The organism is Bradyrhizobium sp. CIR18 (assembly GCF_014198295.1).
Lineage (GTDB): Bacteria > Pseudomonadota > Alphaproteobacteria > Rhizobiales > Xanthobacteraceae > Bradyrhizobium.
Map to the genome: position 1 here is coordinate 227,598 of NZ_JACIHF010000007.1, position 15,465 is coordinate 243,062.

The window sequence follows — 15,465 nt, forward strand, 5'->3', positions numbered from 1 at the left end:
GCGATTTCGCCGGCCCTTCTTTTTTCGCTCTGCGGAACACGCGCAACCGTTTGCGGAGATTGCGAATTTTTAACCGGCGGTGCGGATACTGCCGGCCGCAAACAGAAGCAAGAATGTTGGGGGAATTTCGATGGCGATCCGTTTCAGCCTTGGCGGCTCACTTGGCCGAATGCGGCCTCGTTTCAAAATGCCGACCTGGGGCGTGCGCGGCAGCCTGTTCGCGGCCTTTGCAGTGATCGCGGGCATGGGCCTCGTGATCGCAGCCGGCGCCGGCCTGGCGCTGCAGAACCTCGGCGGACGGATGACCGAGCTGAGCGGGCGGGACATTCCGCGCCTCACTGCCAGCCTGCAATTGTCGGCCCTGAGCGCCAGCCTTGCGGCACAGGGACCTGCCCTGCTCGCGGCTCAAAGCGAGGAAGCCCTGAACGAGCGCACCAAGAAGCTCAAGGAGCTGCAGGAGCAGACGCAGCAGAAGCTCACCGAGATCATCGGGCTCGGCGGCGACAAGACCGTCGTCTCCGGACTCAGCGAGACGATGAAGAGCATCAACGAGGCGGCGCAGAGCCTCGCCAAGGCGGCCCGCGAGCGGCTCGATATCGCCGCCCTCCATGACAAGCAATATGACGCGCTGCGCAGCGCCCAGGGCGCCTTCGTCGGCGCGGCCAGTCCGGCGATGCTCGACGCGCAGACCCGGGTCAACGCCATTCTCGGCTCGGCCGACCTGTCCGCCGCAGATGCCAACGATGCCGCGCAGACCGTCGGCCAGCTCGGCAACGTCGTCGCCAGCGGCAATCTCGCAGCCGCCAACATGAGTGCGGCACTGTCGGCGAACACCAGCGACAAGCTCGACGACATCCAGAAGGAATTCAAGACGGCACAGGGACGCCTGCGGTCCAACCTCGATCTGTTGCCGGACAATCAAGGCAACAAGATGCTGCGCGAGACGGCGGAGAAGCTGATGGCGCTCGGCACCGGCAAGACCGGCGTGTTCAATCTGCGTGAGAAGGAGCTCGACTCCGTCGACTACGGCCAGACCATCCTAGACGAGACCCGCAAGCTCAATGTCGGCCTCGGCATCAGCGTGCAGCAGCTCGTCGACGGCGTGCAGAAGGAGACCAACGCCTCGACCTCGCAGGCGCAGCAGGAGACCTCGCTCGCGACCACCGTGATGCTGGCCCTTGGTGCCTTGATGCTGGTCGGCTCGGCGCTGTTCGTCTGGCTCTATGTCGGCCGCAACATCCTGCGCCGCATCCGCGAGCTTCAGCGCGCCATGCAGCTGCTGTCGGCCGGCGACCTCGACACCGAGATCGTCCGCTCCCGGCAGAACGACGAGATCGGCGTGATGAAGGAAACGCTGACCGTGTTCCGCGACAGCATGATCGAAGCCCGGGCGCTCGCCGCCGAGCAGGACAAGGACCGTGTCGCCAAGGCCGAGCGGGCCGCGCGCATGGAAGCGAAGATCGCCGAATTCGAAAGCACGGTGCGCTCCGCGCTCGACAATCTGGCGCAGTCGGCCAATTCGATGCAATCGACCGCGCAGAGCATGTCGACCACCGCCGACCAGTCCAACGCGCTGGTCAACGCGGTCGCCTCCGCCGCCGAGGAGACCTCGGTCAACGTGCAGACCGTGTCGTCAGGCACCGAGCAGCTGTCGTCCTCGATCGAGGAGATCAGCAAGCAGGTCGTGACCTCGGCCGCAATCGCCAAGAAGGCGGTCGACGAGGCCGGCGCCACCGACACCACGGTGCAGAGCCTTGCCGACAGCGCGAGCCGCATCAGCGTCGTGGTCGACCTGATCCAGACCATCGCCTCGCAGACCAATTTGCTCGCGCTCAACGCCACCATCGAGGCGGCGCGTGCGGGCGAGGCCGGCCGCGGCTTCGCCGTGGTTGCCTCCGAAGTGAAAAGCCTCGCGAGCCAGACCGCCAAGGCCACGGAGGAAATCCGCACCCAGATCGCCAGCATGCAGGAGATCACGACATCGGCGGTGGGCGCCATCCAGGGCATCGGCCGGATCATCGGCGAGATCGACAACGTGACCACGACGATCGCAGCCGCGGTCGAGGAGCAGGGCGCCGCCACCCGCGAGATCGCGCGCAACATCCAGCATGCGGCCGGCGGCACCAGCGAAGTCTCCAGCAACATCGTCGGCGTCTCCACCGCCTCGGCCGAAGCCGGCGCCGCGGCAAACGAAGTGCTGGGCGCCTCCGACGCGCTCCGGCGCGAAGCCGACATGCTGCGCGGAGAGATCGACGCATTCCTCAACAACATGCGGGCGGCGTAAGACGGGACCGCCACGGGGACTCCACTCCCTCTCCCGCTTGCGGGGGAGGGCTGGGGTGGGGGTGCCTCAGACGCCTCGAAATTGTCCCCCAGTGGAGCGAGCCGCCACCCGGCGCTCCGCCGTAGCCGAGGCTTCGCCTCGGCGTCTCTAAGAGACGGCCGCCTTAGGCGGCCTAAGCCTCCCCCGCAAGCGGGAGAGGTGACCGAGTTCGGCGCACGAGCGTCCCACATCACGGAAAAACGCCGCCCGGTATGACCGCCATGCGGAGACCACGGACGGTCTTTTTTCGGCTGGCGTCCCGCCGTATGTGCGGGTACCGATAATGCATGAACGCAAAAACCGACACCGCACAGTCCTCGGCCGAAGCCCTGCGCTACCCCTGGGAACAGCACCCCGGCCACGACGAGGTCGTGGAGGTCAGACCCGGCGTGTTGTGGGTGCGGCTGAAGCTGCCGTTCCGCCTCAACCACGTGAACATCTACCTGCTCGCCGACGGCGACGGTTATGCGATGGTGGATACCGGTTTCGGCAACGAGGAGACGATCGAGGCCTGGACCAAGCTATTCGACGGGCCGCTGAAGGGCGTCCACATCACGCGCCTGATCGTCACGCACTCCCACCCTGACCATGTCGGCCTTGCCGGCTGGGTCGTCGAGCGGTTCAACTGCCCGCTGGTGATGTCGCAGGTCGAATATCTGCAATCGGTCTATCACCAGAACCGCGGCACCGCGGAGCGACAGGAAGCGCAGCGGCTGTTCTTCCGCCGCCACGGCATGGACGAGTCGCTCACCGAAAAGCTGCTGGGCCGCGGCCAGGATTATCTCAAGCGCGTTTCGGTGCTGCCGCCCTCCTACCGCCGGATCTCCCATGGCGAGGACGTCGTGATCGGCACGCGCCGCTTCAAGGTGATCACCGGCGGCGGCCACGCGCTCGACCAGGTGATGCTGTATTGCGCCGACGACAAGCTGTTCCTCTCCGCCGACCAGGTGCTGAGCAAGATCTCGCCCAATGTCAGTGTCTGGGCGGTCGAGCCCGACCAGAATTCGCTCGGCGAATACCTGGCTTCGCTCGCCAGCCTCACCACGACGCTGCCCTATGACGTCCTGGTGCTGCCCGGCCACGGCGTCCCGTTCTACGGATTGAAGACCCGCATCAAGCAGCTCGCCGACCACCATGAAGAGCGCTGCCGCCTGATCGCGGAAGCCTGCCGCGAGGTGCCGCAGACCTCGCGCGCCCTGGTGCCCGTCGTGTTCAACAAGCACGTGCTAGATGAACACCAGATGGGCTTTGCCGCCGGCGAACTCGTCGCCCACGTCAACTACATGATCGTCGAAGGCCGGCTGACCGCGGACACGAAGGACGGCGTGCTGCAGTTCAGGACGACGTGAGTCACTTCGTCATGGCCGGGCTTGTGGCAACATCTCACTTCATATTCGCGATCGCGTGCAGCGCCGCGATGTAGCCGAACGGGCCCAAGCCGCAGATCACCCCGGTCGCCACGAACGAGATCTTGGAGTGGCGGTGATATTCATCGCGGGCGTGGATGTTGGAGATGTGGACTTCCAGCACCGGCCCTTCGAACGTCTTGATCGCGTCCATGATCGCGACCGAGGTGAAGGAAAAGCCGGCGGGATTGATGATGATTGCATCGGCGCCCTGCCGCGCCGACTGGATCAGGTCGACCAGCACGCCTTCATGGTTGGATTGGTGGAAGGCGAGCTTGAGCCCGAGCGTTGCGGCAGCCGCCTCGCAGCTCGCGTTGACCTCTGCGAGCGTCGTCGTGCCGTAGATGTGCGGCTCGCGGATGCCGAGCATATTGAGGTTGGGACCGTTCAGAACCATGACACGCTTCATCGGGGCGTCCTTTCGCATGCGCTAGCCGGGCGCCGATCTGCGCCTCGTCGAAACAAGGCTACGACATCGGCGCGACCGGCTCAGCAATCATGGACGGAGCGCGCCCCATGGACAAAATGTCCAAGCCAGCTGCAACAGTCCCCGGCTTTCCCGGAGCCTCGGCCCGCGCGGGCGGGCCAGCGTTAGGCGTTTGATCCACATCAACTATCGCCGGTGAGACGCCGCTATCAATGGACCCGCGCGCCTCGTCACAAATGTGTGCGGGCGCATGGACATTGGAGCTGGAAAAGCTCTAAAAATGAGCGGCCGCCGTGGCCGGGTTCCGTTGCAGGTTTTGCCGATGGATTACAACCAGTTCTTCGATTCCGCCCTCGATCGTCTCCATTCCGAGCGGCGCTACCGCGTGTTCGCCGACCTGGAGCGCACGGCCGGCCGATTCCCCCACGCGGTCTGGCACTCGCCCAAGGGCAAGCGCGACGTCGTGATCTGGTGCTCGAACGATTATCTCGGCATGGGCCAGCATCCGAAAGTGGTCGGCGCCATGGTCGAGACCGCGACGCGCGTCGGCACCGGTGCCGGCGGCACCCGTAACATCGCCGGCACGCATCACCCACTGGTGCAGCTCGAGGCCGAGCTCGCCGATCTCCACGGCAAGGAAGCCGCGCTGCTGTTCACCTCGGGCTATGTCTCGAACCAGACCGGCATCCCGACCATCGCCAAGCTCATTCCGAACTGCCTGATCCTGTCGGACGAGCTCAACCACAATTCGATGATCGAGGGCATCCGCCAGTCCGGCTGCGAGCGGGTCGTGTTCCGGCACAACGATCTTGCGCATCTTGAGGAGCTGTTGAAAGCGGCCGGCCCGAATAGGCCGAAGCTGATCGTCTGCGAGAGCCTCTATTCCATGGACGGCGACGTCGCACCGCTCGCCAAGATCTGCGATCTCGCCGAGAAGTACGACGCGATGACCTATGTCGACGAAGTCCACGCGGTCGGCATGTACGGCCCGCGCGGCGGCGGCATCGCCGAGCGTGACGGCGTCATGCACCGCATCGACATCCTCGAAGGCACGCTGGCCAAAGCCTTCGGCTGCCTCGGCGGCTACATCGCCGCCAACGGCCAGATCATCGACGCCGTGCGCTCCTATGCACCGGGCTTCATCTTCACCACCGCGCTGCCGCCGGCGATCTGCTCGGCTGCGACCGCCGCGATCAAGCACCTGAAGACCTCGAACTGGGAGCGCGAGCGCCACCAGGACCGTGCCGCCCGCGTCAAGGCGATCCTCAACGCCGCCGGCCTGCCTGTGATGTCGAGCGACACCCACATCGTGCCGCTGTTCGTCGGCGATCCCGAGAAGTGCAAGCAGGCGTCCGACCTGCTGCTCGAGGAGCACGGCATCTACATCCAGCCGATCAACTATCCGACGGTCGCCAAGGGCAGCGAGCGGCTGCGCATCACGCCTTCGCCCTATCACGACGATGGCCTGATCGATCAACTCGCCGAGGCCCTGCTGCAAGTGTGGGAGCGCCTGGGTCTGCCGCTGCGCCAGAAGTCGCTCGCGGCGGAGTAGGTCTGTCTTACCTCCCCTGGAGGGGGAGGGTGAGAGCAGGCAGCTCGCCCTACGACTTAACGACAACCCCAGTTCCCACCGCCGCGCGGCATTTCGCTGTCGCCTCGCCCCGTCCAACGCGCTAGAATTACTGGGAAAATGAGCTCGGGCGCCGCCGGCGCCCTTTCGAGAAGCGCGCTCGCCATGCTGCACGATTGGGGCGTGATCGCCGCCGCCTTCGGCTATATCGGCTTCCTGTTCCTGGTGGCGAGCCATGGCGACCGCCGCTCGCCGGCCGGGCGCGGCCGTGCCTCCGGGCTGATCTATCCGCTCTCGCTGGCGATCTACTGCACCTCCTGGACCTTCTTCGGCTCGGTCGGCTTCGCCACCCGCGCCTCGACCGACTTCCTTGCCATCTATGTCGGGCCGATCCTGATGATCGGGTTAGGCGCCGGCGTATTGCGCCGCGTGATCCAGCTCGCGAAAACCCACAACATCACGTCGATCGCCGACTTCATCGGGGCCCGCTATGGCAAGAGCCAGGCGGTGGCGGCCACCGTCGCGCTCATCGCGATCATCGGCTCGGTGCCCTACATCGCGCTCCAGCTCAAGGCGGTCGCCTCCTCGCTCGAAACCATCCTGAGCGAAGACCAGGCCTTCTCCCACATCCCGATCGTCGGCGACGTCGCGCTGATGGTGACGCTGGCGATGGCGGCCTTCGCCGTGCTGTTCGGCACGCGTCAGACCGATGCGACCGAGCACCAGCACGGCCTGATGCTGGCGATCGCGACCGAATCCATCATCAAGCTGGTCGCCTTCCTCGCCGCCGGCATCTTCGTCACATTCTGGATGTTCTCGCCGCACGAACTGATCGAGCGCGCCATGAAGACGCCGGAGGCGGTGCGCGCCATCAACTATTCGCCGTCGATCGGCAACTTCCTCACCATGACGCTGCTGTCGCTCTGCGCCATCATGCTGCTGCCGCGCCAGTTCCACGTCAGTGTGGTCGAGAACTCCTCGGATGCCGAGGTCGGCCGCGCGCGCTGGCTGTTCCCGCTCTACCTCGTCGCCATCAATCTGTTCGTGATCCCGATCGCGCTCGCCGGCCTCGTCACCTTCCCGTTCGGCGCGGCCGACCCTGACATGTACGTGCTGGCGCTGCCGATGGAGGGCGGTGCGGGGCTTCTCAGCGTCGCCATTTTCGTCGGCGGCCTGTCGGCGGCGACCGCAATGGTGATCGTCGAATGCGTCGCACTCTCCATCATGGTCTCGAACGACCTCGTGGTTCCGCTGGTGCTGCAACGGCGGCCGGAAGGACGCGCCGGCGGCGCGGATTTCAGCGACTTCCTGCTGCGCTCGCGGCGGCTTGCGATCTTCGCCATCATGGTGATGGCCTATTTCTACTATCGCGCGCTCGGCAATACCCAGCTCGTGGCGATCGGCCTGCTCTCCTTTGCCGCCATCGCGCAGCTTGCGCCGAGCTTCTTCGGCGGGCTGCTGTGGCGGCGCGCGACCGCGCGCGGAGCCATCGGCGGCATGCTGGTCGGCTTCGTGGTGTGGCTCTACACACTGTTCATCCCGAGCTTCATGGATACCTCGACATCAGGCATCCTGCTGCTCCAGCATGGCCCCTTCGGCATCGAGGCGCTGCGGCCGCAGGCGCTGTTCGGCGCCGATCTGCCTTCCTTGATGCACGGCGTGATCTGGTCCCTGTCGCTCAACATCCTGACCTATGTGCTGCTGTCGCTGGCACGAAGGCCCTCGTCGATCGAGCTGCTGCAGGCCGATCTGTTCGTGCCCAATACGCTCGCGCCGATCTCACCGAGCTTCCGCCGCTGGCGCACCACCGTCACCGTGCAGGACATCCAGACCACTGTGGCGCAATATCTCGGACCCGACCGCGCCCGGCATTCCTTCGAGGCGTTCTCCGCGCGGCGCAACGTTCGTCTGGAGACGGGAGCGCCCGCTGATTTCGAGCTGTTGCAGCACGCCGAGCACCTGATCGCCTCCTCGATTGGAGCGGCCTCCTCGCGCCTCGTGATGTCGCTGCTGCTGCGCAAGCGCACGGTCTCGGCCAAGGCTGCACTCAAGCTGCTCGACGACTCCCACGCGGCCCTGCATTTCAACCGCGAGATCCTGCAGACCGCGCTCAACCACGTGCGCCAGGGCATCGCCGTGTTCGATGCCGATCTGCAGCTGATCTGCTCCAACCGGCAGTTCGGCGATCTCCTCAACGTGCCCCCGCATATCGTCCAGTTCGGCGAGCCGCTGCGCGATATCCTGGAATTCATCGGCGTGAGCGATCCGGACGACCCGGTCGAGCGCGAGGCCATGCTGGAGCGGCGCCTCGCCGCCTACACCACCGACAGCGAGCCATATCTCGAACGCCTGCCGGAACGCCACATGGTGATCGAGGTGCTCACCAATCGCATGCCCGGCGGCGGCTTCGTCATCACCTTTACCGATGTTACGCCCACCTTCGAGGCGGCGGAAGCGCTAGAGCGCGCCAACGCGACACTGGAAAAGCGCGTGCGCGACCGCACCGAGGAGTTGACGCGGCTGAACTCCGAGCTGGCGCTGGCCAAGAGCGCGGCGGAAGACGCCAGCATCTCCAAGACGCGCTTCCTCGCAGCCGCCAGCCACGACATTCTCCAGCCGCTGAACGCGGCGCGGCTCTATGTCACGAGCCTGGTCGAGCGCCAGCACAGCGGCGAGGAGACGCGGCTGGTCGAGAACATCGACGAATCGCTGCAGGCGATCGAGGAGATCCTCGGCGCGCTGCTCGACATCTCGCGGCTGGACGCCGGCGCGATGACGACCTCGACCTCGAGCTTCAAGATGGCCGATCTGATGCGCTCGCTGGAGATCGAGTTCGCGCCGATCGCGCGCGCCAAGAACCTGGACCTCACCTTCGTGCCGTGCTCGCTGCCAGTCGAATCGGACCGGCTCCTGCTGCGGCGCCTGCTGCAGAACCTGATCTCGAACGCGATCAAATACACCCCGCGCGGCCGCGTCCTGGTCGGCTGTCGCCGGCAAGGCCCTTCGCTCAAGATCTGCGTCTACGACACCGGCGTCGGCATCCCGCCGGTCAAGCGCGGCGAGATCTTCAAGGAATTCCACCGCCTCGAGCAGGGCGCGCGGATCGCGCGCGGGCTGGGGCTCGGCCTGTCGATCGTCGAACGCCTGGCGCGCGTGCTCAAGCACGGCATCGCCATCGACGGCAACAGGAGCGGCGGCTCGGTCTTCTCCGTGACGGTGCCGACGGCAAAAGCGATCACCCACACCGCCGCGGTGACCAGCGCGACGCCGCTGGCGCGCACGCCGATCTCCGGCGCCCTGATCGTCTGTATCGAGAACGACGCGGCGATCCTCGATGGCATGCGCACGCTGCTGAAGGCCTGGGACGCCGAAGTGATCGCGGTCGCCGATCCCGAAGGCGCGATCGCCGCCATCGAGACGGCGGGACGGCGCGTCACCGGCCTACTGGTTGACTATCATCTCGACCGCGGCAACGGCATTGCCGCGATCCGCGAGATCCGCCGCCGCTTCGGCGACGGCATCCCCGCAATCCTGATCACCGCGGACCGCAGCCCCGCTGTGCAGATCGCTGCGCGCGACGAGAAGGTCGCGGTGCTGAACAAGCCGGTCAAGCCGGCCTCGCTCCGCGCCCTGCTCGGCCAGTGGCGCACGCAGCAGATGGTGGCGGCGGAGTGAAGCGGCTTGCTGGCGACGGCCAGCACGTTTGCACAATTCACGGCGCCAGCCGCGTGAAGACGTAATCGCGGCTCTTGGCGCGAGCTTCGTGACAGCCCCAGCAAGTGCGGTGCTGGGCCTCGTCGACCGGTTTGCCGTTGATGAAACGGCCGAAGCCCCAGCCGCCCGTCGCCGCGTATTTTTTGGAATCCTTGACCATCACCTGGACCGTGGTGGCGGCACCAGGAATTGTCGCGGACGCAAACTCCGGCGATTGCTTCCGCTGCCAGGCGCGCTTGACCAGGATGGTGCCGTCAGGGAACGGAAGCTTGCCGGCCTGATACGCGTCGATTGCGGTCTGGTTGCCGACAACGGCGCGAAGCTCGTCGAGCGGCGCGGCTTCTTCGGCCGGCGCGATCAGCTCCCACTGCTTGTAACCGGGCGGAATCGTGACGCCGAAGATCGGCGAGGCGTCTGCCGTGTTTTGCGCAGGCCCCTCGGCAAGAGCGATCGAGACCAGATAGGGCACGCAAGTCAGCAGAACGACCAGAAGAAGCACGGCCAGCGTGATCGCCGTGACGTAGGATCGCTCATTCTTTTCAGGTTCGATAGATGGCATGACGTTTCTTCAAGCTGGGATCGCGGTACATCCCCGGCCCAGCCACGCTGGACCGAGGCACGCATGAATGATCACGCGCCGTCGGCGTCGATGACGGCCTTGGCAAAGGCTTGCGGCGCTTCCTGCGGCAGATTGTGGCCGATGCCGCCGGTGATCAGGCGAAACTCGTATCGGCCCGAGAACTTCTTGGCATAGGCGCTCGGGTCGGGATGCGGCGCGCCGTTGGCGTCGCCCTCCATCGTGATCGTCGGCACCTCGATGACGGGAGCTGCCGCCAGCTTCTTTTCGAGATGCTCGTATTTCGCTTCACCCTGGGCGAGCCCGAGCCGCCAGCGATAATTATGGATCGTGATCGCGACATGATCCTTGTTGTCCAGCGCCGCCGCACTTCGATTGAAGGTGGCGTCGTCGAACTTCCATTGCGGTGAGGCGAGCTTCCAGATCAGCTTGGCGAAATCATGCGTGTACTTCTCGTATCCGGCACGGCCGCGCTCGGTCGCGAAATAGAACTGGTACCACCATTGCAGTTCGGCGGACGGCGGCAACGGCGCGTTGCCGGCAGCCTGGCTGGAGATCAGATAGCCGCTGACCGACACCAGCGCGCGGCAGCGCTCCGGCCACAGCGCGGCGATGATGTCGGCGGTGCGCGCGCCCCAATCGAAGCCGGCGATAACAGCCTTCTTGATCTCGAGCTTGTCCATCAGCGCGATGACGTCGGCCGCCATCGCGGCAGGCTCGCCGTTGCGCGGCGTCTCGCTGGAGAGGAAATGCGTCGTGCCGTAGCCGCGCAAGTGAGGGATGATCACGCGATAGCCGGCCTTGGCCAGGATCGGCGCGACGTCGACGAAGGCGTGAATGTCGTAGGGCCAGCCATGCAGCAGGATCGCCACGGGACCGTTCGAAGGACCCGCCTCCGCATACCCGACATTGAGGACGCCGGCATCGATCTGCTTGATCGCCCCGAAGGACGCAGTCGATGCGGACGATTTCGGCGCTTCGGTCTCAGCGCGCGCGAGTTCGATCACGCCGAGGCCGACGGCGACGGTTCCGGCGGCGACGCCAAGGAACTGGCGGCGATGCTGATCGATGATCCGCTTCATGGTGGTGCTACCTTTCTTGATGGTTGGTGATGGCGCGTCAGATCAGCGCGACCGTGACGTCGACGTTGCCGCGAACGGCCTTGGAATAGGGGCAGGTCTGATGCGCATCATCGATGATGCCGCGTACGATCTCGGGGTCGAGGCCCGGCAGGCTGACATTGAGGCGCGCCCGGAGCGAGTAGGCGCCCTCGTCGAGCACGAGATCGATTTCCGCATCGATCGCGCATTTCCTGGGAAGCTCGATCTTCCGCTTGCGCGCCGCGATCTCCATCGCGCCTTCGAAGCAGGCCGACCAGCCGGCGGCGAACAATTGCTCGGGATTGGTGCCGATGCCTGCGGCGCCCGGCGGCGACAGCTTGACATCGAGGCGGCCATCGGAGCTGCGCGATATGCCGTCGCCTCGGCCGCCGCTGGTGTGGGTCTTGGCCGTGTAGAGTATTTTTGCCGCCTGCGTCATGAAGCTGTCCTTTCCGTTGCGCAACTGTCTAGCAGTGGCTGGTGCAGGACACCCGTTGGGAGTTGTGAGAAGTTGTGAGGTCAGACCTGGCGCGCTTAACAAGGCCTGCATCCGCGGCCTGATGCCGATGCAGCGACGGCCTTGCCGGATCGCGATCATCTGGCTATCGGGTCCTGTCGAAGGGACCCGAGATTTGCCATGACAGAGCCGGCCGGCACCGCAGCGGGAACTTTATCGTTCGGGCCATTCTCCGTGACGCCGCATGAAAGGCTCGTGATGCGCGACGGCGTCGCGTTGCCGCTGGGTGCGAAAGCGTTCGACACGCTGATGGCGCTGATGTCGCGGCCGAACCAGGTCGTCGGTAAATGGGACCTGATGGCGCTGGTGTGGCCCGGCGTCACCGTCGAAGAGGCCAATCTGCGCTTTCACGTCGCAGCGCTGCGCAAGGCGCTCGGCGACGGCAAGGACGGCGCCCGCTACATCACGACGCTCTCCGGCCGGGGCTATTGCTTCGTGGCGCCGATCTCGCAACTCGCAGCGCCGATTTCGCAAACAGGCATTGCGGCAGCCCAGCGCCCTGCGCCGCGGCTGGAATTGCCGCCGGTGAAACTGCCGAACCGGTTACAGCGGATGGTCGGGCGCGACGATGCGATCGCCGCCGTCTCTGACAAGCTCATCGCCTCGCGCTTTGTCACGATCGCCGGTCCCGGCGGCGTCGGCAAGACGGCGGTCGCAGTGGCGATCGCCCACGACCTGCTCGAGACTTTCTCCGACGCCGCGCACTTTGTTGATCTTGCCGCGCTCAGTGATCCCGATCTCGTGATCACCTCGATCCTGCTGATGCTGGGTTTGCCGGCCGAGACCGACGATCCCCTGCCCGCGCTGCTCGCGCATGTCAGGGACAAGCGGATGCTGCTGGTTCTCGACAATTGCGAGCACGTCATCGCGACCGCCGCGCCGCTGGCGGCGGACATCTTCCAGACAGCGCCACATATCCATATCCTCGCGACCAGCCGCGAGGCCCTGCGCGTCGAGGGCGAGCAGGTCTATCGATTGGCGCCGCTTGCCGTTCCGCCCGACGGCTCCGGACTGACGGTCGCCGCAGCGCAGACCTATCCAGCGCTGCAGCTGTTCCTCGAACGTGCCTCGGCCAGCGGCGCGCAGATCAGTCTCGATGACGCCAATGCCGCGATCATCGCAAGGATCTGCCGCAAGCTCGACGGCATGGCGCTGGCGATCGAACTCGCTGCCGGCCGGGTCGAAGCCTACGGCCTGGAGCAGACGGCCGCATTGCTCGACGAGCGCCTCAATCTGCTCTGGCAGGGCCAGCGAACGGCGCCGCCCCGGCAGAAGACATTGCAGGCCACGCTCGACTGGAGCTACGGACTGCTGTCGGATCTCGAACGCCTCGTGCTGCGCAGGCTTGCGGTCTTCGCCGGGCATTTCACCATCGACGCGGCGCTCGAGGTCGTGCCGGACGAGCGCGTCGACCAGGCCCGCCTGTTCGACGCCGTCGACAGTCTCGTGGCCAAATCGATGGTCGCGCCGCGCCCCATCGGCGCCATGATGCGCTACCGCCTGCTCGACACGACGCGCGCTTATCTGCTCGAGATCGAGCCCGATGACGCGGCTCTCGCCGCCCGCCACGCGACGTACTACCGGCGATGGCTGGAACAGGCCGGCATGACATGGGCCGCCGTGCCGAGCGCGGACGAGCGAGCTGCTCACTTCTCCGCGCTTCACAATGTGCGCGCCGCGCTCGACTGGTGCTTCGGGGCGGGCGGTGATCTTGGCATCGGCATTGCGCTCGCCGCTGCCGCGGCGCCGATCTTCCTGGCGATGTCCTTGTTGATCGAATGCCGGCGCTGGTCGGAACGGGCGCTGCTGGCGATGGACCCCTCCTCGCGCGGCAGCGCCGAGGAAATGCACATCCAGGCCGCTCTCGGACTGACCTTGATGTTCACCCGCGGCGGCAGCGAAGCGGCGCGCAGCGCCTTGAGCCGGAGCCTTGCGATCGCCGAAGCGCGCGGCGACGAAATCAACCAGCTCCAGCTGCTCGGCCGGATGCATATTTTTCACGAGCGGATGGGAGAGTTCGACGCCGCGCTCGGCTATGCGCAGCAGAGCCTCGGGGTCGCGAGGTCGCTGGGCGATTCCGCCTCGATCGCCCTCGCCCATTCCCTCCTCGGCGTCTCCTTGCATCTGGCAGGCCGGCATCGCGACGCGCTCGAGATGCTGGAGGTCGCATGGCGGGGACCGGGCACGGAGCGAATCAGCACCGTCCACGGCTTCGATCATCGCAATCGGGCCGGCATCACGCTGGCTCGCGAGCTCTGGTTGCAGGGCCGCCCCGCGGATGCGCTGCAACTGGCGCGACAGACGGTCACCGAGGCCGCGCAGATGGATCACCCGATCACGCTCTGCATTGCGCTGATCTGGACGGTCGCAATTGATCTCTGGAGCGGAGACCTCGACGGTGCGGACGCGAACATCGACCGCTTCATCGCGCATGCGGCGTCGCGTTCGATGGGGCCTTATCTCGCCGTCGGCCGCGGCGTCAAAGGCGAGCTGGCGATCCGGCGCGGCGATGCCGCAGTTGGCGCCGAGACGATCAGGACTTGCCTGCGTGAGCTCCACGATGCCCGCTACGAGCTGCTGACCACGACGTTCAACATCGCGCTGGTTCAGGGATTGGTAGCGCTCGGCCAGATCGCGCAGAGCGCACAGCTGATCGACGACGCCATCCGCCTCGTCGCGCAGAGCGGCGATCACCTCTATATGCCCGAGCTGTTGCGCATGAAGGGCAAGGTGCTGTCGCACCTGCCCGAGCCGCAAATCGAGGAAGCGGAGGCCTGCCTGGTGCAGGCGCTGGAACTCAGCCGCGACAAGGGCGCCAAAGCGTGGGAATTGCGCGCGGCAATCGATCTGGCGCAGCTTCTTGCCCACCGGCGCCGCGGCAAGGAAGCCAGGCGATTACTTCAATCGGCACGCGAAGGTTTCGCTGCAGGTTCCGAGACTGAAGATATCAGGGCCGCCGATGCCCTCCTGAAGGCGCTGTAGCGGGCTCACCCCGTCGGCGTGCCCTGCTTCCACTGGCCGCCGGCGATCTTGGCGGCCGCGATCACCGCCTGGGTGCGGCTTTCGACACCGAGCTTTTGCAGGATCGCCGAGACATGTGCCTTGATGGTGGCCTCGGAGACCCCGAGCTCATAGGCGATCTGCTTGTTGAGGAGGCCCTCCGACAGCATCATCAGGACCCGGACCTGCTGCGGCGTCAGCGTCACCAGACGGTCGCGCAGGCGCGTCATATCGGGATCGGCCGCAGCCGACAGATCGGTATCGGCGGGAACCCAGACGTCGCCCTCCATCACCTTGAGGATGGCGTCGCGCAGGGTCTCGACGCCGAATCGCTTGGGAATGAAGCCGGAGGCGCCGAAATCGAGCGAGCGGCGGATCGTGGCGCTGTCGTCGGACGCCGAGACGATCACCACCGGGATCGCCGGATATTGCGCACGCAGATAGATCAGGCCGGAAAAGCCTGAGATCCCGGGCATCGAGAGGTCGAGCAGGATCAGGTCGACATCCGAAGTCTGTTCCAGGAGCTTGGTCAGATCCTCGAACGATCCGGCCTCGTCGATCCTGGCCGAGGTCAGGACGCCGGCCACCGCCTGTCGCAGCGCGTCGCGGAAAAGAGGATGGTCATCGGCGATGACGAGATGGGTCGAGGGAGCGTTCATCGTTCTCTTGCTGTCGTTCGCGGGCCGGCGGACAGATCCCGGGTATGTCAATTCTTCCCCGAGCGGCCGTGGCATGCAAGTGCACATTATCCCTTTGCTGCAAAGGGGTTAATCCGGAAGCCTACGTGGCGGCGCGCCGGTGCCCGATACCGGCGTCAGCTACGCGTCAGTG

Annotated in this window: 10 protein-coding genes; 5 read left to right on the forward strand and 5 right to left on the reverse strand. The window is 65.8% G+C overall.

Annotation, left to right across the window (positions count from 1 at the left end; translation table 11 throughout):
• The first annotated feature begins 130 nt into the window (after positions 1-130).
• Positions 131-2,284 carry a methyl-accepting chemotaxis protein gene (locus tag GGD65_RS23125; RefSeq protein ID WP_183236711.1) on the forward strand — a complete coding sequence of 718 codons (2,154 nt, stop codon included), beginning with the start codon at positions 131-133 and terminating at the stop codon, positions 2,282-2,284.
• 326 nt (positions 2,285-2,610) lie between these two features.
• Positions 2,611-3,672 (forward strand): MBL fold metallo-hydrolase, encoded by a 1,062-nt coding sequence (locus GGD65_RS23130; protein WP_183236712.1) that lies wholly within the window; start codon positions 2,611-2,613, stop codon positions 3,670-3,672.
• A 34-nt stretch (positions 3,673-3,706) separates the two neighbouring features.
• On the opposite strand, the gene aroQ is transcribed toward GGD65_RS23130, so the two are convergent.
• Complete coding sequence (gene aroQ, locus GGD65_RS23135; RefSeq protein ID WP_183236713.1) at positions 3,707-4,138, reverse strand: type II 3-dehydroquinate dehydratase; 432 nt, start codon at positions 4,136-4,138, stop codon at positions 3,707-3,709.
• Positions 4,139-4,478: 340 nt separating this feature from the next.
• Between aroQ and hemA the strand changes: the two genes are divergently transcribed.
• Complete coding sequence (gene hemA, locus GGD65_RS23140; RefSeq protein WP_183236773.1) at positions 4,479-5,708, forward strand: 5-aminolevulinate synthase; 1,230 nt, start codon at positions 4,479-4,481, stop codon at positions 5,706-5,708.
• A gap of 183 nt (positions 5,709-5,891) precedes the next feature.
• Positions 5,892-9,401: a PAS domain-containing hybrid sensor histidine kinase/response regulator gene (locus tag GGD65_RS23145; RefSeq protein ID WP_183236774.1), complete on the forward strand. Its 3,510-nt coding sequence runs from the start codon at positions 5,892-5,894 to the stop codon at positions 9,399-9,401.
• 37 nt (positions 9,402-9,438) lie between these two features.
• On the opposite strand, the gene GGD65_RS23150 is transcribed toward GGD65_RS23145, so the two are convergent.
• From GGD65_RS23150 to GGD65_RS23160, 3 genes are all read right to left on the reverse strand, one after another.
• Positions 9,439-9,999, reverse strand: coding sequence for a cytochrome P460 family protein (locus GGD65_RS23150; RefSeq protein WP_183236714.1), 561 nt, complete (start codon positions 9,997-9,999; stop codon positions 9,439-9,441).
• A 71-nt stretch (positions 10,000-10,070) separates the two neighbouring features.
• Positions 10,071-11,099 carry an alpha/beta fold hydrolase gene (locus tag GGD65_RS23155; RefSeq protein WP_183236715.1) on the reverse strand — a complete coding sequence of 343 codons (1,029 nt, stop codon included), beginning with the start codon at positions 11,097-11,099 and terminating at the stop codon, positions 10,071-10,073.
• 37 nt (positions 11,100-11,136) lie between these two features.
• The gene (locus tag GGD65_RS23160) at positions 11,137-11,556 is read right to left on the reverse strand and encodes an organic hydroperoxide resistance protein (RefSeq protein WP_183236716.1); all 420 of its coding nucleotides are present in this window, start codon (positions 11,554-11,556) and stop codon (positions 11,137-11,139) included.
• Positions 11,557-11,754: 198 nt separating this feature from the next.
• On the opposite strand from GGD65_RS23160, the gene GGD65_RS23165 reads away from it, so the two are divergent.
• A complete protein-coding gene (locus GGD65_RS23165) occupies positions 11,755-14,616 on the forward strand; it encodes a tetratricopeptide repeat protein (RefSeq protein ID WP_183236717.1) in 2,862 nt (953 codons plus the stop codon).
• Between the two features lie 5 nt (positions 14,617-14,621).
• On the opposite strand, the gene GGD65_RS23170 is transcribed toward GGD65_RS23165, so the two are convergent.
• The gene (locus GGD65_RS23170) at positions 14,622-15,293 is read right to left on the reverse strand and encodes a response regulator transcription factor (RefSeq protein ID WP_018316334.1); all 672 of its coding nucleotides are present in this window, start codon (positions 15,291-15,293) and stop codon (positions 14,622-14,624) included.
• Positions 15,294-15,465: the final 172 nt, after the last annotated feature.